A 20,367-nucleotide genomic window follows, 5' to 3' on the forward strand; every position below is an offset into this window, starting at 1 on the left:
CGTAAAATCACCATGTTGCTTTTTTTATTATTCTGTCAGGAGTCACTGTGTGTCAATCCGGCACTGTGTATTAATTTTCCGGGGTGTGTTAATCCGGCACTGCACGCGGTTTATATGTGTGTTAATCCGGCACTGTAACCCGTTTTTATGTGTGTTAATCCGGCACTGCACCCCGTTTTTATGTGTGTTAATCCGGCACTGTAACCCGTTTTTATGTGTGTTAATCCGGCACTACTGACGCAAAAATCATGCATAACACACTGATTTAAATACATAGCCACAATTAACACACCATACAGTGCCGTTTGCAGTGCCGGATTAACACACAATCAGGCACTGTATCAGCACACAATCCGGCACTGCATTGACACACAATCCGGCACTGTAAAGTGTGTTAATTAACACACCTTTCTTCTGATACAAGGCAGATGCGGCAAATAAATACAAGTAACGTCATGTTTTAAAAACAAAAAACTGCAAGATGAAATCTTGCGTGGGGTGTGATGAAATCTATAACCCAAAAGCGGCTTGTGAAATAGCCTCCTTCCCGTGAATTTAAATAACCCGCAACTATCTTCGCTGGTCAGCGCAGAGCGCCACGTGCGCGTCTGTAACGAATTATCTTGCACAGGATGATCTGAGGGGGTATTTTTCACGCAGACGCCCTCAGCGCATCCTGCGCGTTATGATGAGATTAATTTTATGAAATGGTTTGCCTTTGCAGGCTTTGCCGTGATATTCAGCGCGCAGGCTGCGCCGGAAATGTGTTTCACAAAAGCCGGGCATGACTACGGTATAGATCCGCTGTTGCTCACGGCGATATCGATTAAGGAGTCGCGTCTGAAAATGGATGCAGTAAATAATAAAAACCGGAATAAAACCGAGGATGTCTGCGGGATGCAGGTAAACAGCATTCATTTCCCTGCGCTGCGGAAGTTTGATATTACGCGAGATCGTCTTATGAAAGACCCGTGTATCTGCATTTACACGGGTGCCTGGGTACTTGCGCATAACTTCCGCGCCTACGGTAAAAACTGGGACAGTGTGGGTATGTATAATACCGGTGCCAGCCCTGAGCTGGTTACCCGCAGACGCGCTTACGCACAGGACGTGAAGAACATTTACCGGGTTCTTCTGGCAAGGAATATCGTCTACGATAAAATGACTGAATCAGGAGTAGAGAAGACGACTAAAAAAGAAATGGATGAAAAGACAAATCAGTCACCATAAAATAAAAAGACCGGCCATGCCGGTCTTTTTATTTTTCAACTTACCAGTCATAAACCGGCCAGTCATCAGGCACACATCCGTCGCGATCAAATATCACAGACTCCGCGCCGAATTCACGAACCCCCTCCGTCATCAATCTCAGCGTACTTTCTGACAAACCTGCACACCTCATTTCATAATAAGGCGCTTCCAGCAGGCCAGGACGAACCATCCAGCCATAATCTAAATCGATTACCCAGAGGGTTCCCTGACTTTCCTTCAGTGCCTCCGCAATCGACGTTAATATATCGCCATCCTTCCGGGTAATACAGGACGTTGAGCAGACCAGCGCTTTAAAAATTTCAGGATCCATATATTACTCTTCAGACCTTCGGCGGCAGCATACCGGGATAGTGTTTTGCCACCATATCATTTATTCTCTCTACCAGCTCCATGCGTTTAAATACAATATGGGCCGTTCCTTTTTTAAACCACCGCACACTGTAATACTCAGATTAAAATATTTGGTCCTGTACATTCCGGTTAAAAAAGTCACTAAACAGAACCCCCTCTGACAGACGAAAATCCGGGACCGGCTTATTGTCCATAACATAAAATGGCCGCGCCAGGTCATCGAGTTTTTGCTGTCCGCTCTGTGTAAGGGAATAAGAACTTTTTCCCCATAACCGGATAAAGTTATTGATGATAATTTTCTTTCCGAGGCGGCAGGGATGGTTAGTTTTATAATCCCACGACAGGCTGCGGAACACGTCAATCACACCGGTTTCAAAGGTATTTTCTTTCTGTTCGTTCAGTTCCCGGAACGTTGCCAGCACGTTATCGAGGGTAATTTCCGGCACCTCATTGCTGTTTAACTGACGGTCCCATTCTTCCCGCTGTTTGCTGCTCATAAAGGTGTACATGCCCGTTTCGCTCATCAGGCGATCCCAGATTTTTCGGTCTGCCAGACGACGGATAGCAGCGGCATTTTTTTCCGTATGAGTGTCATTCGGTAAGGCATCCGTCACGCACTGCGTGAAGCCATACAGCGATTCCTCTCCCGCTGCCGCCGTGAGGTGACGACGGGCCTGCGCCAGTAGCGCCATCCCCTGAGCGAATTTCTCCAGCCCCTTCGAACGTTGCGCCAGAATCTGTTCGACAGGCGCGGATGGGATCATACCCGTTGAGCCATGCAGGCCCGGGGTGAATGGTTCGATCTGCGTACTGGTCTTCATTGTGCTTTATCCATGTTCAGAGAGGCATTCAGTGCGGCGGAAATGAGGGTATAACCGATGTCAAATTCGTACAGGGCAACCGGCCATCCTTTCCAGGTGTATACCATGCGGGCCTCTGGTTCGTCGGTCGGTTCTGCAATGGCATCCAGTACGTTGCAGTCCCGCCAGTACAGCCCACCCGGCCCCGCGAACGTCCCATTTGCCACCAGGTAATCGCAGAGATCGGCAAACTGCGCGCGCGTAAGGTTTATGTGTTTCTGTCCTTCACCCCGTGTTTCGGTAGATTCTGAAGCGGCGGTGTTGACGTTCTGTGTGTTCATGCTGGTCTCCTGTATTCGGTTGCTTTAACCCTGTTTCGGTGAGTTCCTCGCGGCGAAGGGCAAAGGAGCAACGGCTGACGGCTGAACGCACGGGCGTCACCGCAGGCCGCAGCGCAAGCGAGCCACAGGCGAGTGCGAACGGGCGAGGAACGGCGAAGCGCACCCTTGCGGGCAGATGGCTGACGGTGCTACGAACAGCCCTCCGCGGGGAGCTCACCGGGACAGGCTGCACAACGGGGAGAGACGAGCAGGAACACACCCGACACGACGGAACGGCGTGGCGGCATTAAAGGGCGCGGCGCGCCCGGTGAAGGCACCGGCGACAGCCGGTTGCAGGGGTTGACCTGGTCTGTTGCCATCAGACCCTGGCCGGGAGGCCCGGAACACGCCACGCGTGGTCCGGTGGAGCTTACCGGCTGCGCCGGTTAGCGGAGCGGGGCTGACGACCCGGCACCGCCGGGGAGCCGCAGGTGGCCATGTTCCGGCTGTTGTTTGTGATTACCCGGAAGACCAACCGGAGATGCAGGATATACAGCAGGGATAAGAGACATACAGGGAGAAAGCAGCCGCAGAGGAACCGATTCAGAGACAGGCGGAGGGAGAGAGCCGGTGCGTCAGCACCGGCATTCCCCCGGCCCGCAGGGCCTGCTGTTTTAGCGCACCCTCAGCTGGCACCGCTGCCATATTCATTCATTTTTTCATCCTCATGGTGCATTCTGGCCGTGCATAAAATGCCTTCAAACGGCAGACCTGTTTGATCACACAGATGCATCAGGTCGGCCAGTAAATCAGTGATAATCGTATCGGCTGGCTCGTTGTCGTTGGCCAGACCGGTACAATGTGCGAATGCTGTCAGGGCTGTTGCAGCAGCACTGATGCTTCCCTGACTGCCTGCATCAAAGGGCAGAATGTCGTTGTCCTGTCCGCACAATCCTTCCAGATCACGAAACACGGGTATGTCAGTCTGGTACTGACTTACCGCTACCGGAATATCATCCGTAACCATCAGGTGCTCCCCCTGTGCTGATGTATTCAATCATTGGCAGGGGTTGTTTCCCCTGCCCTGTATCGTCAGTCGATAACCTTCCGGTTATAGATAACGTTCCAGTCGGTGTATTCACGACAGTCCTGGAGTGGAACAAGCCTGACAAGGTTTTCTGCCACACCGTTCATTACCAGAATTCGTTCAATCGCCGAAAACCACTCCTCACCGTCTCCAACCGGAAACCACAGGTTGCAGTTGATACCACTCAACAGGGGATCGTTGCAGAAATGCACCCCACGGCCCTGCGCAGTCACACAACCGGTAGCAACGACAGCGCCGCGTAATTCGCGGGTGACGGCACTGCGAGCCAGTTGCTCGGTAATATCACTCCAGCTCCATTCCCTGTCATCCGGGACGGGCAACGACATACAGCGAAGTGACTGCCCCCATGCCCGTGCTGTACGCTGTGCATGACCCAGCAGGGAAGGCTCCCTGCTGGCAGCATCAGCCCCGTCGATATAGTGACCGTTGATGTAAAACGCTTCATCGCCGTTATCGAGCACGATATGGCAGAAAGGCCCCATCACACGGGTAATATCGGCCTGGGTGACCAGCGGTAACGTTAAAGCCATGCCCGGTGCTGAGTTCCGCGAATGTTCCGTACTCAGACAGTTATGTGTATTCATCGTGTATTCCTTCATTAAATTCAGACGATCCGGCAGCCTGAGTGCCGGATACGTAATCAGATATCAGCTACGTACATGGCATACCCTGCCTGGAGTAACATCGTCAGGTGAGCGCATCCCTGCATCCAGACGGCTTCACCGGTTTCACCGAGCAGGTTCATAACAAGTTGCCCGGCCCGGTTCCAGGCCGCCAGCGATGAAAGCGGCACCACAGGACGTGGGCGGGTCCAGTCCGTGACGGTATTGCTGATCCCCTCTGCCATATTCAGAATCGTGCCGAACAACACCTCCTCACGTTCCATCTTGTCCATCCGCCTCGTGCTGAGTACGGCCAGATAGGCCAGATCATTACGCAGTGCCTGACTGAGGCCCGGTATTTCCGGCATGTCAGCAAACGCCGGGGCGAGGGTTTTCATGCTCCTGAGAGTCCGTGCTTTCTTTTCTGCTGATGCAGCCTGAAACACGGCCAGCTCCGGCAGTTTCTCCGGGTATTCCTCATCCCACAGATATGACAGCTTCATACCCTGTGCCAGAGACTCCACGGAGCGGACCATTTCAAACACAGCAGGCGTGGTGATCCCACCCATGTCTGCCAGTTCTGTCACCAGGTCGGCGGCTTCCTGTGGGGCGTAAACTTCATCGTTATAATCACGCGAATCAATTCCGAGGCGCTCAAATGCACGGTACGTCATCAGATCCCCCTCCTTTTTTGCGAGACGGATCAGCGCACTGGTTTTGCGGGAAAGAAAGGTGATGGAAGGGTTGTTCACCCCTGTTTCGGTAGATTCTGAAGCGGCGGTGTTGACGTTCTGTGTGTTCATGCTGGTCTCCTGTATTCGGTTGCTTTAACCCTGTTTCGGTGAGTTCCTCGCGGCGAAGGGCAAAGGAGCAACGACGAAGAGAGGGCATAAAGGGGCGACGACAAAAAGTTTTTGAGGTCCCTGGCAAAAAGTTTTTGGCGGCGTACATTTCACCCCTTTCTGCCTGAACCGGCGGTGCTACGAACAGCCCTCCGCGGGGAGCACACCGGGACAGGCTGCACGCCGGTGAGGGATGAGCAGGAACACACCCGACACGACGGAACGGCGTGGCGGCATTAAAGGGCGCAGCGCGCCCGGTGAAGGCACCGGCGACAGCCGGTTGCAGGGGTTGACCTGGTCTGTTGCCATCAGACCCTGGCCGGGAGGCCCGGAACACGCCACGCGTGGTCCGGTGGAGCTTACCGGCTGCGCCGGTTAGCGGAGCGGGGCTGACGACCCGGCACCGCCGGGGAGCCGCAGGTGGCCATGTTCCGGCTGTTGTTTGTGATTACCCGGAAGACCAACCGGAGATGCAGGATATACAGCAGGGATAAGAGACATACAGGGAGAAAGCAGCCGCAGAGGAACCGATTCAGAGACAGGCGGAGGGAGAGAGCCGGTGCGTCAGCACCGGCATTCCTCCGGCCCGCAGGGCCTGCCGGTTTTTAACGGCGCGGAGGAGAGGCTGAAACGCTCCTCCCCCGCCTTCCCACTCAGGCGGCTTCCTTCATTCCCCTGATAAAATCCAGCATAGCTCTGATCCGCCTCTGGTTCTGAAGCTTCTCCTCAAAACCATTGATGTAGTACACCGGCGTATAACGCACCCGGTTAAACTGCAACGTCAGCGTGTTTCCTGTGACGACTTCGGCGGCAATCCCCAGCAGTGATAGCTGAATGAATGCCATATCTGCCGCAACAGGATCAATATCGATGCAGTTCACAAACAGCTGTGCAGAAGGGTTAAGCCCCGCCTCAATCAGACATTCCGCATAGGCAATCACCATCCCCCCTGCCCCGCAGGTCGGTTCTGATAGTGTGATCATCCCCTCCCGGCGAATAGTGTCTTTTATTCCCGGTATCAGCATCCGCGCCATCAGGGACTGTACACTGTAGGGCGTGAAATACTGGCCGCGCCTGTCGTCGCCCAGCTCCAGCTCCATAAAAATGGCCCCCAGGAAATCATGAAACTCAGCCTCCAGAGCACAGACCATCAGCCGGAACAGTTCATGCAGGTTTTTAATATCATCACTGTCGTAGCGTTCGCAGATTTTACGGCAGCGCTCCATGCTCTCTTGCGTGCGTACCCTGGCGAGGTCGAGTTCACTGGCCGCAAGGGTGATAAAATCACTGAACACATCCCACCGGCGCAGCTGCCGGGCGGTATGCAGGAAAACGCTGATAAACTGTTTCCGCGCCACCTCCAGATTGATCATGCGATGGATACCGGAAGACGGTACGGCAACTGGCATAACGGGTCCGGTTTCAGGTCCGGCCTTTTTGGCACTGTTGAAAAAGTCGGCAAAACTTATCTGTGACATGAAAAAATCGCTCCCTTTAAACGCCGCCCTCTCCGGGGCGGCGGGTTTCACATCACGCGAGGCCGAGGCCAGCATGGACAAGATCCATAAACGGCTTCCAGTTTTTCATTTTTAAAACTGGCATACGGGCAGATTTTCCAGCGCGCAGGGCATTTACAAACGCGGTTGCCTGTGCGACGATTTGCGGGTCAAGTGGCATGGGTTAATCCTCATAATCTGTTTGATAATCGCCGGAAAAGCGTTGGTAGCGGGATTTCCGGCGGGTGAGAGAGCGGGCTTATGCCTGCTTTTTTCATTTCCGGCCCTGGTAAAATTCCTCCTTAACGCGAGCCATGATTTGCGCGTGCTGCAAGTGGCTGTAATCCCGCAGACGGAAATAGCGCGCACCGATACGGGCGTATATATCGGTGACGCGACCGCAGTACATCTCTGCGAGCATGAACGATTCACATTCGCCGTTTTCGCTGGTTGCCCAGTTCATCGGATACATCAGCCCGAGCGCGTCATGAAAGCGATAGACGTCGATCTCAACCGGCCCTTTAAGCGCCTCTTTTTCCCGCCACTGCCAGTAATCCCGCTCCTCTTCGGCACTGGCGTGAACGGCTGTATCTGCGACTGAATACGTCAGAGGCAGGTTTACTGTTTTCTCCGGTGTGCAATGGATCGCGGTGGTCATATTCTGTGCGTTCATCGTTTTTTCTCCCTGCTCAGTGATAAATGGCTGTGCACTCGCCAGCCGTTGTATTGAATTTACGGACCCGTGATGATCTGACACTGCGCCCTGACAAAAGCCGCGAAGCCAGTAAAACAGGGCATCCGTTCTGCCAAATGGCAGGCGATCATGTACGTGTGCTTCCTCACCGCAGGCCACGTCGTATGCGGCGGCATTCAGGGCACCCCGGACATGCTGAAGTAGCCAGAACCCGATAACAGACAGACCATGAATAACGGTTTTTCGCCCTTCACCCCGTGTTTCGGTAGATTCTGAAGCGGCGGTGTTGACGTTCTGTGTGTTCATGCTGCTCTCCTGTGTCCGGTTGCTTAAATCCTGTTTCGGTGAGTTCCTCGCGGCGAAGGGCAAAGGAGCAACGGCTGACGGCTGAACGCACGGGCGTCACCGCAGGCCGCAGCGCAAGCGAGCCACAGGCGAGTGCGAACGGGCGAGGAACGGCGAAGCGCACCCTTGCGGGCAGATGGCTGACGGTGCTACGAACAGCCCTCCGCGGGGAGCTCACCGGGACAGGCTGCACAACGGGGAGAGACGAGCAGGAACACACCCGACACGACGGAACGGCGTGGCGGCATTAAAGGGCGCGGCGCGCCCGGTGAAGGCACCGGCGACAGCCGGTTGCAGGGGTTGACCTGGTCTGTTGCCATCAGACCCTGGCCGGGAGGCCCGGAACACGCCACGCGTGGTCCGGTGGAGCTTACCGGCTGCGCCGGTTAGCGGAGCGGGGCTGACGACCCGGCAACGCCGGGAAGCCGCAGGTGGCCATGCCTTTCCTGGTATTTATACTTTTCCGGCGGGAACCATACGGATAAAACCCGCACAACAGGGAACGAGAAAAAGAAAGAGGATGCAGAACAGACCCGGAGAGAGGCGTCAGTGGAAAAATAAGGCCGGTGCGCCAGCACCGGCCATGCCCGGCAGGGTTGTCGTCAGGAAATCAGCCTTTCAGCCTGCCCATTATCAGTTTCAGCAACGTAACGAGGAGGATCACGCCACCGGCCACCGTTTATGCCAGCGGGATGAAGGGATCGCTGACCAGTACTGCGTAATTGCATGTGACTTGACTACCCGTTTGCATTTTACTTGACCTTCGCCAACAAAATGCAACCAGGTTGACAGGCAGCTAAGAGCGCAGGCTGTGTGAAAACTCATAGCTTTGAGTAGCCAAACAATATTTCTCATCTGTGTTTTGAGAATGCTGTTTAAGTTGACGAGGTAATCTGTGATTTTATTCGGGTGTCTCAGAGATTTTTATTGCGGGAAAGAGCCTAATATTTGTTTCTGGAGGATAAAACGGCCGGAACCGTTAGCCGTATTGTTCCTCAAGCTGAAATATCAATCCTGTAGTACCCCATATCGATATCATCCTTTTCAGGTTATAAGCCAATATGTGTAGACTTATTTCCGTACTGACATTTTTAAATTTCCGCATCAGGAAGTGCGTTGCACCCATCCACATTTTAATTGTCCCAAACGGATGTTCTACCGTTTGCTTTCGCATGACTACCGCCTGAGGAAATGACTCAAGCCTCGCATACATTTCTTCCATTTCAGCTTCATGAACCCAACGCCGTATACGCCTTGGATCGCGTTTCGATGTAGTGCACCTGGAGCGCTGGCTGCAATCGCGACAGGCAATATTGTTAAAGTACAATTGTTGCTCCAGTCCGTCCTCTATTGAGGTAAATCGATTCTGAAGCTCATTGCCCATTGGGCATACATAAACATCTTTTTCCCTGTTATATCTGAACATTGAGCGATTATAGAGCCCCTTACGTTCAGCACCAGAGGTATCTCCTTTTGGCACTAACGCCACGGCTCCGCTATCCAGAACTGTTTTAATATCGCTGCGACTGTAATACCCTTTGTCGGCAAGTACTGTTATGTCCTTCCGGCCAACAGCTTTCTGAGCCAGTGTTGCTACTGAACCAAGTTGCCCATTATCTGTTGTGTTGGTGACTTTATGCGCAACAATCAAGTGGTTCTTCGTATCCACAGCTGTCTGAACGTTGTAGCAAACTTGCCGATTCATATTATTTGTTTTCATCAACCGGGAGTCGGGGTCGGTTAAAGAGAGTTGTTTGTCTGGCTGTTTTGCGACTGCTTGTTGGATCTCCTGAAGCTCACGTAAACGCTTTTTTAGCCAGGCCAGTTTAGTGGCTGTTAGCTTTGTGTTTGCATCTGGCTCAGTATTCTTGTCGGCTTCATCCAGCTTGTTTAAATAATAAGTAATACTTTGCTCAACACGCTCAATATGGTCTTTGGCTTTCTGAGATGTGAAGTTGTTGGGTTTGCTGTTTACTGCTTTAAATTTGCTGCCGTCGATGGCAACAACGACATCAGTGAACATTTGCATTTGCTGGCACAGGCCAATAAAGGCCCTACAGGCATTCCTGATACCTTCACAGTTATCTTTTCTGAAGTCTGCAATGGTTTTAAAATCAGGCGTTAATCGTTCAAGTAACCACATCAGTTCAACGTTCCGATGGGCCTCTTTTTCCAGTCTACGGGAGGACTGAATTCGGTTGAGATATCCGTAAATGTACAACTTCAGTAGGGTGGCAGGGTGATATCCGGGTCGTCCGGTTCGCTTTGCATCAACTCTTCTGAAACCAAGAGAATCGAGCTTTAGTCCATCAACAAAGATATCAACCACTCTGACGGGGTTATCTTCAGTGACAAAATCATCCAGTGCATCAGGGAGTAATGTCACCTGATGCCTGCCTTGTCCTTGAATGTGATTTGCCATGTCGGTATCCGCAATATTCATTCGTATGTTTCTAATTTTAATGAAAAAGTCAGTTCGTCGCATGGGTTTATCAAGAATGGTTGATCATATGAAACCATCGCTTAGACCAAAAAGTGATCAGGAGTTTTCACACAGCCTGAGCGAGAATCAGACGTTACTAAGACATTACGTAAACCACGGTGCTTTAGTCGACTGGAAATAGGTATTCCTACCATAAGGTTCATTCTTCGTCATGATAATCGCTCTTGCTCCATAGTGGCTTGATAGCGTGATAAGCGCCACTGAATGGACATTTAGAATTTTTGTTCCGCTGGATTCGGAGCAAATCATCAATATCCTTTTTGATGATTTTTTTTACCTGTGAATGGTATCGCTGAAGTGAGACATCACTAATGGACTTTTCAAAGCGGAGGCTGGTGTCTTGATTCACAAGATCGTAAACACCGTCTTTTATTTTCATTCTGTTGCATTCAGGGATGCCCATTTTCAGGTCATAGCATTTCAACCCGGCCAGACGGACTTCGACACCGACGCGCTCAGTACGTGTTTTCTTGTGGCTAATCAGAAGCACTTTATTGTTTTCGTACCATTTTTCAAAGGATTGCACTATATCTCTGTTCTTTTGATGGTTGCCTTGAGAAGCGCGGTAAAAATGATAACTGTTCGAACTATAGACGTGACGTTCCCGGTCGGAGATTTGCGGAATGGTACCTTTCTGCCTGCGCATCTGGTCGGCAGGCTGATCATAAATACGCAGTAAGCAGTCTGCGAGAGAGTCTGAAGCATCATGCAACGTGTTGGTCTGGATGAGTTTCAGGAGGGTATCTCGCTTGATTGAAATCTGGCAATAATCGCTCTCCCACGCCACTGTCGGTTGCTGTTCTTCCCCTTCTGAAGAGGTGTTGATATCAGGCGTAACAGTGGTGAATTTCCAGACAAATGGCGTTGATTGCGAATATTTGAAATACCTCTGAAGCTCAGTCAGCCACTGTATGATCTCCGAAGCATAAATGCCCACATACTGGTCGAACAGATATTCGGCGTACTGAGGTGCGCACTGTTCAGCAATCCTTTCAATGAACTCAACACGCCCTTCATCGTTAATTAACTTTATTATTTTATGGAATACGTAGCTCTCCCGCCTTTCTCCTAGCAGAAAATTTGTGTGAACTTTTTCAAATTCGGACAGCCAGTCGGGAGTAACAATGCCGGCATCATGTAAAGCGGTAATTAAGTTGTAAATTGCATCAGCGAGTATCGGAAGTGAATCTATTTTGTGGAAATCGTTCAATCGGGAAAGCAGCTCCCGGCTGCATGAGTGCGCAATGGAAAGGTCCTGATGGCAGTAGCCTTTTCGTGCCTGAGGCGGGATTGGCGAACAATGTGTCGGGCCCTCGGCCAGGATGGCAAACATATCATCGTGAATAAACTGCTCCAGAAGTTTGCTTTGTTCCGCAAAGCGGAACCCCTGCTCTGTTGGCTGCCGGTTCATCTCTCTCCAAGTCTTCAGACTGACCTTGCCATCATCAAAACCGGCATAGAGTTGATGCATGAAAATGAGTGCATCCATGAGGCTGTCCTGCTTTTGTTCCTTAAAATTAAGCTTATATGTGTTCTGAGAGTATATTTTGTTGATTTTATTGCTCTGGGCTCGCAGCTTTGTCAGTACCTTGTGCTGCTCATCAAACCACTTGCTGAATTCAGTATCTTCATTCAGTTGCCGGGCCTTAAGGATGAGGAGAAGTATCTGTTCGCTGATTGCATCATAAATGTTCGGGAAAGGGTTGGCGGCACCAGAAAGAAACGTGCAGAAGAGAGACTTGTAATGTTCAGAATGGTGCATCTGGACCTCTTTTTTGTGATATTGATCACAATTTATGATTATGTTTATGCCGTTCAGCTTAAGAGAAAATTGATAAAGCTGGCGATTTCAACACCTCCGCCTATATTTCCATCTGAAAAATCATATCAGAATGATTATAAGAATCACGAAAATTATCTATTTGATTTTAAATTGTAATTATTATCCGTAAAAAAACTATAAATAAGTAAAATTGATAAATAAACATAATGATACTTTAAAATAAATCAATTTAAACTTTTAATTAACTAAATTGATTTTTTTAATGCCATATACCATGGTATCTCAACGAGGTGTGTTGCCTCGCATTTCATGAGGGTGATAGACATGAGTGAAGTAACGACGCAGGATATTGATGATGAATTGGAGCGAGCCCAGACGTTGAAAGATATAGCTGAGGAGTTCGTCGATATCGCTGATGGCATCAATAATGCTGAGCGCATCAGATTGGAGGAAGAGCGTGGTATCGACATTGATAGCTCACGCTGGGTTCCTCTGGATGACATCCCACTGGGTGAAGAAGTGCTTCGCGTGAAGGATGATACGCCTGGCCTTGAAAGCGCAATCCAGACACTGGAAAACCTGGCTGAAGGTAAAATTCCTGCTGCTGATATCATCGAAAAATTCCAAGAGGCGATGGAAGACCTGGAAACTGTCGAAGGTACGCTTCAAGATGTAGGCGCAGAAGAAGTCATCAAAGCCTCTCAGGCACCTTACGAAAATGACTTCGACGATGAGCAGGATGACGGGGAATACAGTGAAGAGCAGGACAATTAACGGGTATGGCTACCCGTTCAAATTGAACCGCTGCATGTAATTTGAATTCACGGGCCTGCTATTAAAGTCAGGCCCTAAATTTTTAAAAAATACATGATAATCCTGCGGATTAAGGAACGTCCGCCATTGGCACACAGCTGCCGTTCAAGCAATGCCATGCCTCCCCCCTCAGCATCAGTGGCGATTTTTTGTTGGCGATGGTCAAGTAAAATGCAAACGGGTAGTCAAGTGAATGGTAAGCGTGCACAGTACGACATCCGGTAATGTATCCGACACGACTTCTGCCGCCGGGGTACCGTACTGCAACCAGATCCCATACCCCAGCAGGCAAATTCCGCCTGCCGGAATAAGCATCACCAGACACGTTATTACGACCCTGTCCCCCACCGGGTATTCGCTTCGTGAAGCGAATACCCGTGCAGCAGCAAAGCACAGCACCAGTCCCGAATAATATTCAAACGAACTGAGCAGTGAGGGTTCAGCAATCCTGAAAATCAGTGCATACAGGCTGGTAAAGAGGCTTGCCAGCATCCAGAAGCTCATGCCACCTCCGCACAATATGAATGACATCCCCCTTATACCGCAGATTATCCATCAGAAAGTTTCCGCCCGGTACATCTTTCCGGCTCCCCTTTGCTGATCAGCTTATTCGGTACCATCCACCGCTCAAGACTTCGCACGGCGGGCCCTGCTTCTTTTGCCCGCATGCTGGCTTCATACATCACCCTCCAGAAGGGCTGCCCATAAAAATCCCGGCGCTCAAGGGATATCAGTGAGGGAAAACGCTCACTCCAGCGGAAGAACATGTCCTCAAGGTCATACTGCTTCAGTTTCGTTCCCGACCACCGGGAACCCCAGCTGCTGACCGTTTCCGGCGTCTGAAAGGCCAGGTCGATTTCGGCCTGGGCCGCCAGAGCCTGGTAAGCACGTTCATGACTGCTGGCCTGCCTTCTGCGCTGGCGCGAATATCTTTCCTCCTTCAGCTCAGTCTGACGGCGGCGACGCTCCGTTTCCTGAAAGACCACTTCAGGGAAAATCAGGCTTCCTGCGTGCGAGGGCAGCGGCAGATAACATCGCGTTCCCCGGCTTTCAATCAGCCGGTCTATCGCATTGAGCCAGCTGTCTTTCCTGCCGCGCAGCTCCTGCGCGGTCAGTACCGGCGCAAAATAATTAATCTCCCTGACAGTGACCCGCTGGCTACCCCGGAAATGACGGAAAAATGCACGCGTATAGGGATAGGCGGCGCTGTATATACCACGGGAAGCCGTGCTCTCGACCTCCGCAATCGCCTGCATGGCGGCACGCCGTTCGGGACTGAGCGGAACCAGGGAGAGATGTGCGGGGATCATGCCATCACCTCCTCAGCCAGGTACGCTGCGGCACCCTGTACGGTGTATTCCATGCGGCAGACCTGTCCGACTGCTTCAAGCAGCGCGTTGAAGCGTACCGGTGAGAATTTTTCTGCTGCCAGCAGCACGCGGACAAACTCGCCATCCGCAGAAACGAGCGCCGCAATCCACGCGGGCGAAAATTCGCCCGGACTGCATATGCACAGGCTGAACGGCGCACCCGGCGGGGTGTAGCGCAGCTGTACGGGAAAAAGCCCTCCGAATTCACTGCGGTACTCGCCGTTGACAGTCCATCCTTCGGGCGTCATCAGCTGCTGCATGACCGCAGTGGTGAGTGCATGGCGATCTGCCTCGCCCCGTTCGCGCCACTCTTCAAACTCAGAGGGGAACATGGCGGTCAGCTGTGCCAGGATATTCGCTTTAATGATCGTGTTCATCATGATGTCCTTATTGCCGCCCCGCAGGGCGGCTCTCCGTATCAGGCCGCGTGAGCGCCGTTCTCTTCGTCACTACCGCTGTCCGCCTCAGTCAGTGCTTCAGGCTCCGGGCCTTTCATCCAGACAGGCATCCAGCGCGTCTCGCGCATGAACTCCTCTGCGTGGCTGGCGGCATCCCCCTTCTTCATTTTTTCCGCGTCAGAGGCCGCGCCCGTCAGGCCTGCGCTTCTGAGTGCATCAACGATCTGCGCGTGTTTCAGGTGGGTGAAAAAGTTATCCTTTGTCGGGTGCCACCAGTCACGCATGTGGAAGCCGATCGCCATTTCCAGCGTATCGAGGGAACTGCGCGTGGTATGTCCGAATTCACGGTTCTGTACACCCTCTACCGAACAGGCGGTGCAGAAGGCCATCAGTTTCATCAGCACGCCGCCATCGAGATCGAAAAACGTGGTGAAATCTTTGCGCCAGCCCGCCGGGAGAAGCGCTTCCAGCCGCGCTTTTTCCTCCATCAGAGCGACATAGGCCGCACCCTGCTGGCCTGACGGCGCGTTTGCCGTCAGGCTGTAGTGCGACTCAGTCAGACTCAGACGGAAGGGCTGATAAACAAGGGTGTGGCCGGGAAACACGTCCACGCACAGCCGCCAGACCATCAGGGCAACGGCCTTTTCCGGCTGCTGCATCAGCGCGGCCTGCACGGCAAGGGTGCGCTCGGAGGACATTTTCGTGAGCAGCGGCAGGCTGATACCTTCTGCCGGGTCCGGTGAGCGCATCGTGATAACCTGATTCACCCCGTTCTGCTCTGTCTGAGCGCCCTGAGGTTCGTCCGCAATGCGGCGCACGCCGCGCTGGACAGTAATTTCCCCTTCGCGCAGGCTGACCACCACGCCAGCCCCCGCTTTCATATCAGCCGTCCACGCGCGCGCAGCGGCAGCGTGTTCAATCACCTGAATCTGTTCATCCAGCGCGTCTGAGTCTTCGCAGAGGCCGACGAATGCTTCATGTTCTTCGTAAAGGTCATCCAGCTGTTGTTCTTCCTCCCCGATATAAACAGGCTGCGGCACCGCCACGAGGTGGTAAACCTGTGCATCTTCGCCGTAACGATTGATGCCCCCCGGACGGCCCATGCTCCACGTCCAGCCCTCCGATACCTGAATCTCTGCCGCCATCGCATCGAGCTTTTCCTGCACCAGACGGTCAACCAGCACCCGGTCAGCCGTTCCCGCGTTGTCCTGCTGGCTGAACAGGTCTTCACGCACGATACCGCCCGCCGCCTCGTAGGCTTCCCGCCCGATAAAGGCGAAGCCGTAGCTGTCGAGACGGACTTCCATATCCGTAATGTGCTCTTTCAGCTTACTGACGGGGGCGGTGCTCCATACGGCGCAGACGTCTTCGTACACCTGCACCTGTCGCGCCTGATCGTCTTCCAGGCACAGCGCCTGACACTGCTCTACGCTGATCTGGTTTTTCGCCAGCAGTGCCAGCAGGGACGGGGCCAGTCCGGCGAGTTTCAGCATGCGCTGGACGTGACGGGCCGAATAGCCTAACTGCTCCCCGATCTGCGCCTCCGTGATGCCCTGCTCTGCCAGCCTGCGGAACCCGGTGATCTGCTCTGCCGGGTGCATGGCGGCGCGCTGTTCGTTTTCAATGAGGCTGGCGGCGGCGGCCAGTTCATCAGAGACGCGGCGAACCTGCACAGGGTGCGCCGCGCTCAGGCGGTTCTCGCTGCACAGCAGCGTCATGGCGGTGAGACGGCGACCGCCTGCCGCCACGCCCGCCTTACCATCCGGGAGCGTGTGCACAACGAGGTTCTGCAACAGGCCCACCGCCGCAATGGTGTCGGCCAGGCTGCGCACGCTGTCGGCAGAATAAGGAATGGTGCGTGCATTGAGCGGGGAAATAACAAGATCGGACAGCGGTACGTATTCAACGGGCGCGCTGTCCAGCGCCACTTTGAGCGCGGCTTTCACGTCATCGCTGACCTTTTTTGCGCTGGTTTTTGCCGTGGCTTTTGCTTTAACATCGGTAACTGACATTGTTGATTCTCCCTCTGGATCGATGATTGTCTGCCCTGCGGAGTGAGCGCTCCGTCAGGGCACGTTTACTGCCTTCTGCTTTTGTCTTTTTACCCCATCACCCGTTGAGTTGCCGGGGCCGCGGTCTTGACGTTTTGCGGGAAACTGCTGCTTTATCCCCAGGTTGTAACCTTCACCCGTTTGAGAGCCGTACGCCGCAAAGGGCGTAACGAGCACGGGCCGGTGCAGATGTCCGGGGGTGAGCGGGGATTTTTTTACGTGCAGCGGAAAAAAATCACTGCGAAAGACTTGTCCGTCCCCTGGACGACCAGGCGGTTTGTGCTTGTCTCAGCCCCGGCGAAAGGACTCAGACGGGCGAACACAACCCAACTGGAAAGCAGTAACCCGCCGCAACGGCGTGACGCGCGGGCGCGAAACGGCGTTGCCCCTTACATGCCGCCGTCTGTACCGGCGGGATGCAGCGAGCGCCGGAGACGGCGCGTAAGAGCGGCGCAGCCGGAACGGCTGCTGCAAGCGAAGGGGGTCGCGTCATGGGATGGAAACCCGCTGTCCCGGAGGGACCGGGCAGAGACAGCTGGCTGGCTCAGTGCGAAGCATGACAGCCCGCCCGGACGCCCGGAGTAACATGATTTTCTACTGAGTCAGGCCAGTCCGTCGGTACCGGACATCCTGCCTGACCTGCCACACACAAAACCTGCTTCTCATGGTGAAACGGCCAGTCTCTCCCCGTCAGACCGTCCCTGAAGGCAGCACCGCAGGTGCTGCATCAGGGACGGCAGGCGAAGCCTGCCGAGGGTTTTCGCGCGCGCTGACAGGCGGCTCTCACCGCCTGACCGGGTTAATTCTGACCGCCACCCTGAAGAATAAAGTGACCACCGATGTACACGGCATACTGGCAGGTCATGTACTCACAGATTTCATCCACAATCTGCTCTGTTTTCAGCTCCGTCAGCCCGAGCGCGCGCCGGCGCTCATTCACAACGGCTTTATACTGGCGGAGGATTTCGCGGGTTTCTGTTCTGAGTTTCATATTTTTCCTTAACGGCAGGGTTTCCCCTGCCCGTCTCATCAGTTGCTGAAGACAAAGCCGTCATGGAGTACATAACCGCCGCTGAACAGGTCGCGTGCATACGCCTCATAGTCAAAGTAACTGCGCAGCGGCTCCGGCACCTCGCTTAACAGGCCGGAGTCTTCAACCTGCTGGTATGCGTAGTCTTCCTCACTGTCTGCTTCACCGCAGTAGGCATTATCAAACGCATCAAAGTCACATTCACCGGTATATCCTGCCCAGGCGATAAAGGCCTCTTCTTTACCCTCTTCCTTCGCCTGCTTCCAGGCACTGATAAAATCCCAGTCAACGCTGCTTTCGGAGGCAAACTGAGAGGGGATCCCTTCCCAGTCCTGAAACATGAATTCAGGATCCTCTTCCTCTACGTGCAACTCACGGCACGCCTCATAAAACTCGTCCTTCCCGTCAAAATCAGTCAGGTCGAGCCACTTCCCGTCAATGCTGCCGCCGTTGTATTTGTGGTAGGTGCCAACATAAACCGCAGGGGTGGTAATGCTCATCGTTCATCCTCCATAGCCAAAGTTGCGTGCGTTCCGGCCTGTGCCGTGACTGAATGGCAGCCCGGCGTAAAGCGGAGTGTTCAGGAGCGGCGACGAGGCCGCAGCGCAAGCGAGCGCGAGGCGTGATTACGCACGGCGGCGACGCGAAAACTGAGCGGAGGCGCGACGGAAGTAAGCGCGCCGGAGGGAGTGCGAACGGGGGAGAAGACGAGCGAAGCGGTCTCTTGAACACGCAGCGGCCGGGCTAAAGTGAAGTCACGGCACCGGCCGCAGAGCGCACGGGCCGGGTTTTCACCTGCCCCGCCACCGGCAGCATAACGAGGCGCACAGCTACATCCTTAATTGAGTTGTCCACAGTCCGGGTGCATATCGTGCCCGGAATACTGTGGATAACGTGGTTGCGGCAGCTAAACATCCCGCACGGAGAGTGGCGATCATTAAATGACCACTCACTACAGCTTATTACCCGCTACAGCTTATCTCAGATGGTGCCGGATGGGTGTTGCCGTTTTCCGGCCACAGGACGGGGAACGGCACGAAAGCGGAGCGATGCGACATCTTCATCATTTCTGTGAAAAGCGCCCCCATCGGGCGGCCACCATTTTGAGTCCCGGAAATTCATCCGGTGATTGCCATTCCGGTCACGTACGTTCGGAGCGTCCGGCATGCCAGTCACGCACCATTCATTCAGAAAACGCAGCCCGGAGAGAATCTCCGCCACTGCATCGCTAAGCAGGATTAATAACGGAGCCTAATCCTGAGTGATCAGGTGGGTCAAATTACAACTGCTGTTGGCACCTTTTCACCACGTCCAACCCATATACATACACCCCGCCTTGTATCTAACATTATGTGGTGATTAGCTACCATCGCACGAAGCGGAGTGAGCCGGGCCCCTCCCTGAGGACAGTCTGAATTACTGATCCTGCCTGACAGCTTGCAGCCCTCCGTTTCACCTTTCACGCCAGCACATTTTGTTGAACGGTTACCGGGAGCATGACTCCGAATGTACAAGGCGAACAGGCGTGACGGTCAATGTGAGAGGAGAATGAAAATGTTTCCTGTAGGTATAGACGTAAGTAAAGACTCGCTCGACCTTTGCATCCTCTATGATGGCATAAAGGGTCGTATACGGACCAAAAAGATAAAAAATGACAGCAGTGCAGCAGCTAATATCATCCGCTGGCTTCGAATGCAGCACTGTGGCCTGGAAGACGTTCACCTTATTATGGAAGCAACCGGCGTTTATCACGAACGGTTAGCTCTTTCGCTGCATGAAGCTGACGCATACGTTTCTCTCGCAAATCCTCACCGCAGCCGCGATTTTGTCAGAGGAATGGGAATTCTGACTAAAACGGACAAGGTAGATGCCTACATGCTGGCCTGCTACGCGCTGCTGAAAAAGCCACACCGCTGGCTCCCGCCTTCTGCTGAAATCAGGCATCTCAGTGCGCTTATCCGCAGGCGTGACGCATTGCTGAGCGACGCCGTACGTGAGGAAAACCGGCTGGAAAAATACCAGAGCACGCAGACGCCTTCTGACGTAATCAGCTCCTGCCTGCGCATGGTGAAAATTCTCCGGGAGGAAGTAAAAGTCACGGAACAGTTAATAAAGACTCACATAAAAGCGCATGCAGCGCTGCAACTTGATTATGATCTTCTGACGTCTATACCTGCAGTCGGCCCCCAATTGGGCATGAACATGCTGGTTGTGCTGCGTAGTCATGATTTTGAGTCTGCCAGTCAGGCTGCCGCATTTTTTGGCGTGGTACCCGTGGAAAAACGATCGGGCACTTCCGTTCGCGGTAAATCTAAGATGTCTAAAGTTGGACCGCCGCAGTTGCGTGCAAAACTGTATATGTCCGCGCTCTGTGCCAGACGATGTAATACGCGAATGCGTAACTTTTATGAAAAATTGTGCCTGCGTGGCAAACCTAAAATGGTGGCAATCGGGGCTGTTATGCGAAAGCTGATCCACTGGTGCTATGGCGTGCTTCATTCCGGCAAAGCTTTTGAAAATTTATCAGTTACATAAGAATTTGACTTTTATAGTGAAATATTAGTCACATAGCCTGTGCCTTATAACCAA

20 protein-coding genes and 1 pseudogene are annotated in these 20,367 nt (G+C 53.1%); 4 read left to right on the forward strand and 17 right to left on the reverse strand.

Features of this window, described 5'->3' with window-relative positions:
• Positions 1–702 precede the first annotated feature (702 nt).
• Positions 703–1,230 carry a lytic transglycosylase domain-containing protein gene (locus PW844_RS20665; RefSeq protein ID WP_299455878.1) on the forward strand — a complete coding sequence of 176 codons (528 nt, stop codon included), beginning with the start codon at positions 703–705 and terminating at the stop codon, positions 1,228–1,230.
• Positions 1,231–1,270: 40 nt separating this feature from the next.
• Here the strand turns inward: PW844_RS20665 and PW844_RS20670 are convergent, their stop codons facing one another.
• From PW844_RS20670 to PW844_RS20695, 6 genes and pseudogenes are all read right to left on the reverse strand, one after another.
• Complete coding sequence (locus PW844_RS20670) at positions 1,271–1,582, reverse strand: DUF5983 family protein (protein WP_299455880.1); 312 nt, start codon at positions 1,580–1,582, stop codon at positions 1,271–1,273.
• Between the two features lie 10 nt (positions 1,583–1,592).
• A pseudogene (locus PW844_RS20675) lies at positions 1,593–2,444 on the reverse strand (DUF4942 domain-containing protein).
• Positions 2,441–2,764, reverse strand: a complete 324-nt coding sequence (locus tag PW844_RS20680; RefSeq protein WP_299455882.1) for a hypothetical protein — start codon at positions 2,762–2,764, stop codon at positions 2,441–2,443. Before PW844_RS20680 ends, PW844_RS20675 begins: the two are co-directional and overlap by 4 nt.
• A 664-nt stretch (positions 2,765–3,428) precedes the next feature.
• The gene (locus PW844_RS20685; protein WP_299455883.1) at positions 3,429–3,770 is read right to left on the reverse strand and encodes a hypothetical protein; all 342 of its coding nucleotides are present in this window, start codon (positions 3,768–3,770) and stop codon (positions 3,429–3,431) included.
• A 65-nt stretch (positions 3,771–3,835) separates the two neighbouring features.
• Positions 3,836–4,435, reverse strand: coding sequence for a hypothetical protein (locus tag PW844_RS20690; RefSeq protein ID WP_299455884.1), 600 nt, complete (start codon positions 4,433–4,435; stop codon positions 3,836–3,838).
• A gap of 56 nt (positions 4,436–4,491) precedes the next feature.
• Entirely contained in the window at positions 4,492–5,256 is a 765-nt protein-coding gene (locus tag PW844_RS20695; RefSeq protein WP_299455885.1) for a hypothetical protein, read from the reverse strand.
• Between the two features lie 232 nt (positions 5,257–5,488).
• Here PW844_RS20695 and PW844_RS20700 point away from each other — a divergent pair, with 232 nt between their 5' ends.
• Positions 5,489–5,674 (forward strand): hypothetical protein, encoded by a 186-nt coding sequence (locus PW844_RS20700; RefSeq protein ID WP_299455886.1) that lies wholly within the window; start codon positions 5,489–5,491, stop codon positions 5,672–5,674.
• Between the two features lie 274 nt (positions 5,675–5,948).
• On the opposite strand, the gene PW844_RS20705 is transcribed toward PW844_RS20700, so the two are convergent.
• From PW844_RS20705 to PW844_RS20725, 5 genes are all read right to left on the reverse strand, one after another.
• The gene (locus PW844_RS20705; protein ID WP_299455887.1) at positions 5,949–6,773 is read right to left on the reverse strand and encodes an N-6 DNA methylase; all 825 of its coding nucleotides are present in this window, start codon (positions 6,771–6,773) and stop codon (positions 5,949–5,951) included.
• A gap of 52 nt (positions 6,774–6,825) precedes the next feature.
• Positions 6,826–6,972: a succinate dehydrogenase flavoprotein subunit gene (locus PW844_RS20710; RefSeq protein ID WP_299455888.1), complete on the reverse strand. Its 147-nt coding sequence runs from the start codon at positions 6,970–6,972 to the stop codon at positions 6,826–6,828.
• A gap of 93 nt (positions 6,973–7,065) precedes the next feature.
• Entirely contained in the window at positions 7,066–7,449 is a 384-nt protein-coding gene (locus PW844_RS20715; RefSeq protein ID WP_299455959.1) for a hypothetical protein, read from the reverse strand.
• Positions 7,450–8,809: 1,360 nt separating this feature from the next.
• Positions 8,810–10,252: an IS1182 family transposase gene (locus PW844_RS20720; RefSeq protein ID WP_299455890.1), complete on the reverse strand. Its 1,443-nt coding sequence runs from the start codon at positions 10,250–10,252 to the stop codon at positions 8,810–8,812.
• 220 nt (positions 10,253–10,472) lie between these two features.
• Entirely contained in the window at positions 10,473–12,095 is a 1,623-nt protein-coding gene (locus tag PW844_RS20725; protein ID WP_299455892.1) for a hypothetical protein, read from the reverse strand.
• 345 nt (positions 12,096–12,440) lie between these two features.
• Here PW844_RS20725 and PW844_RS20730 point away from each other — a divergent pair, with 345 nt between their 5' ends.
• Complete coding sequence (locus tag PW844_RS20730) at positions 12,441–12,890, forward strand: hypothetical protein (RefSeq protein WP_299455894.1); 450 nt, start codon at positions 12,441–12,443, stop codon at positions 12,888–12,890.
• A gap of 201 nt (positions 12,891–13,091) precedes the next feature.
• Here PW844_RS20730 and PW844_RS20735 read toward each other — a convergent pair whose 3' ends face one another.
• The 6 genes from PW844_RS20735 to PW844_RS20760 form a co-directional block, all read right to left on the reverse strand.
• Positions 13,092–13,433 (reverse strand): hypothetical protein, encoded by a 342-nt coding sequence (locus PW844_RS20735; RefSeq protein ID WP_299455896.1) that lies wholly within the window; start codon positions 13,431–13,433, stop codon positions 13,092–13,094.
• A 44-nt stretch (positions 13,434–13,477) separates the two neighbouring features.
• Positions 13,478–14,239: a plasmid SOS inhibition protein A gene (locus PW844_RS20740; RefSeq protein ID WP_299455898.1), complete on the reverse strand. Its 762-nt coding sequence runs from the start codon at positions 14,237–14,239 to the stop codon at positions 13,478–13,480.
• On the reverse strand, positions 14,236–14,679 hold the full coding sequence (gene psiB / locus PW844_RS20745; RefSeq protein WP_299455900.1) for a conjugation system SOS inhibitor PsiB: 444 nt from the start codon (positions 14,677–14,679) through the stop codon (positions 14,236–14,238). Before psiB ends, PW844_RS20740 begins: the two co-directional genes overlap by 4 nt.
• A 38-nt stretch (positions 14,680–14,717) precedes the next feature.
• Positions 14,718–16,709, reverse strand: coding sequence for a ParB/RepB/Spo0J family partition protein (locus tag PW844_RS20750; RefSeq protein WP_299455902.1), 1,992 nt, complete (start codon positions 16,707–16,709; stop codon positions 14,718–14,720).
• A gap of 838 nt (positions 16,710–17,547) precedes the next feature.
• Positions 17,548–17,739: a hypothetical protein gene (locus PW844_RS20755; RefSeq protein WP_299455904.1), complete on the reverse strand. Its 192-nt coding sequence runs from the start codon at positions 17,737–17,739 to the stop codon at positions 17,548–17,550.
• A 38-nt stretch (positions 17,740–17,777) separates the two neighbouring features.
• Positions 17,778–18,278: an antirestriction protein ArdA gene (locus PW844_RS20760; protein ID WP_299455906.1), complete on the reverse strand. Its 501-nt coding sequence runs from the start codon at positions 18,276–18,278 to the stop codon at positions 17,778–17,780.
• Positions 18,279–19,332: 1,054 nt separating this feature from the next.
• Between PW844_RS20760 and PW844_RS20765 the strand changes: the two genes are divergently transcribed.
• Positions 19,333–20,313, forward strand: coding sequence for a transposase (locus tag PW844_RS20765; RefSeq protein WP_299455907.1), 981 nt, complete (start codon positions 19,333–19,335; stop codon positions 20,311–20,313).
• Positions 20,314–20,367: the final 54 nt, after the last annotated feature.

The organism is Pantoea sp. (assembly GCF_028283705.1).
GTDB lineage: Bacteria > Pseudomonadota > Gammaproteobacteria > Enterobacterales > Enterobacteriaceae > Pantoea.

Excerpts from the sequence above, each read along its gene's own strand:
- PW844_RS20665 (WP_299455878.1), top strand. The coding sequence starts at position 703 with ATGAAATGGTTTGCCTTTGCAGGCTTTGCCGTGATATTCAGCGCGCAG.
- PW844_RS20670 (WP_299455880.1), bottom strand. The coding sequence starts at position 1,582 with ATGGATCCTGAAATTTTTAAAGCGCTGGTCTGCTCAACGTCCTGTATT.
- PW844_RS20680 (WP_299455882.1), bottom strand. The coding sequence starts at position 2,764 with ATGAACACACAGAACGTCAACACCGCCGCTTCAGAATCTACCGAAACA.
- PW844_RS20685 (WP_299455883.1), bottom strand. The coding sequence starts at position 3,770 with ATGGTTACGGATGATATTCCGGTAGCGGTAAGTCAGTACCAGACTGAC.
- PW844_RS20690 (WP_299455884.1), bottom strand. The coding sequence starts at position 4,435 with ATGAATACACATAACTGTCTGAGTACGGAACATTCGCGGAACTCAGCA.
- PW844_RS20695 (WP_299455885.1), bottom strand. The coding sequence starts at position 5,256 with ATGAACACACAGAACGTCAACACCGCCGCTTCAGAATCTACCGAAACA.
- PW844_RS20700 (WP_299455886.1), top strand. The coding sequence starts at position 5,489 with ATGAGCAGGAACACACCCGACACGACGGAACGGCGTGGCGGCATTAAA.
- PW844_RS20705 (WP_299455887.1), bottom strand. The coding sequence starts at position 6,773 with ATGTCACAGATAAGTTTTGCCGACTTTTTCAACAGTGCCAAAAAGGCC.
- PW844_RS20710 (WP_299455888.1), bottom strand. The coding sequence starts at position 6,972 with ATGCCACTTGACCCGCAAATCGTCGCACAGGCAACCGCGTTTGTAAAT.
- PW844_RS20715 (WP_299455959.1), bottom strand. The coding sequence starts at position 7,449 with ATGACCACCGCGATCCATTGCACACCGGAGAAAACAGTAAACCTGCCT.
- PW844_RS20720 (WP_299455890.1), bottom strand. The coding sequence starts at position 10,252 with ATGGCAAATCACATTCAAGGACAAGGCAGGCATCAGGTGACATTACTC.
- PW844_RS20725 (WP_299455892.1), bottom strand. The coding sequence starts at position 12,095 with ATGCACCATTCTGAACATTACAAGTCTCTCTTCTGCACGTTTCTTTCT.
- PW844_RS20730 (WP_299455894.1), top strand. The coding sequence starts at position 12,441 with ATGAGTGAAGTAACGACGCAGGATATTGATGATGAATTGGAGCGAGCC.
- PW844_RS20735 (WP_299455896.1), bottom strand. The coding sequence starts at position 13,433 with ATGAGCTTCTGGATGCTGGCAAGCCTCTTTACCAGCCTGTATGCACTG.
- PW844_RS20740 (WP_299455898.1), bottom strand. The coding sequence starts at position 14,239 with ATGATCCCCGCACATCTCTCCCTGGTTCCGCTCAGTCCCGAACGGCGT.
- psiB (WP_299455900.1), bottom strand. The coding sequence starts at position 14,679 with ATGATGAACACGATCATTAAAGCGAATATCCTGGCACAGCTGACCGCC.
- PW844_RS20750 (WP_299455902.1), bottom strand. The coding sequence starts at position 16,709 with ATGTCAGTTACCGATGTTAAAGCAAAAGCCACGGCAAAAACCAGCGCA.
- PW844_RS20755 (WP_299455904.1), bottom strand. The coding sequence starts at position 17,739 with ATGAAACTCAGAACAGAAACCCGCGAAATCCTCCGCCAGTATAAAGCC.
- PW844_RS20760 (WP_299455906.1), bottom strand. The coding sequence starts at position 18,278 with ATGAGCATTACCACCCCTGCGGTTTATGTTGGCACCTACCACAAATAC.
- PW844_RS20765 (WP_299455907.1), top strand. The coding sequence starts at position 19,333 with ATGTTTCCTGTAGGTATAGACGTAAGTAAAGACTCGCTCGACCTTTGC.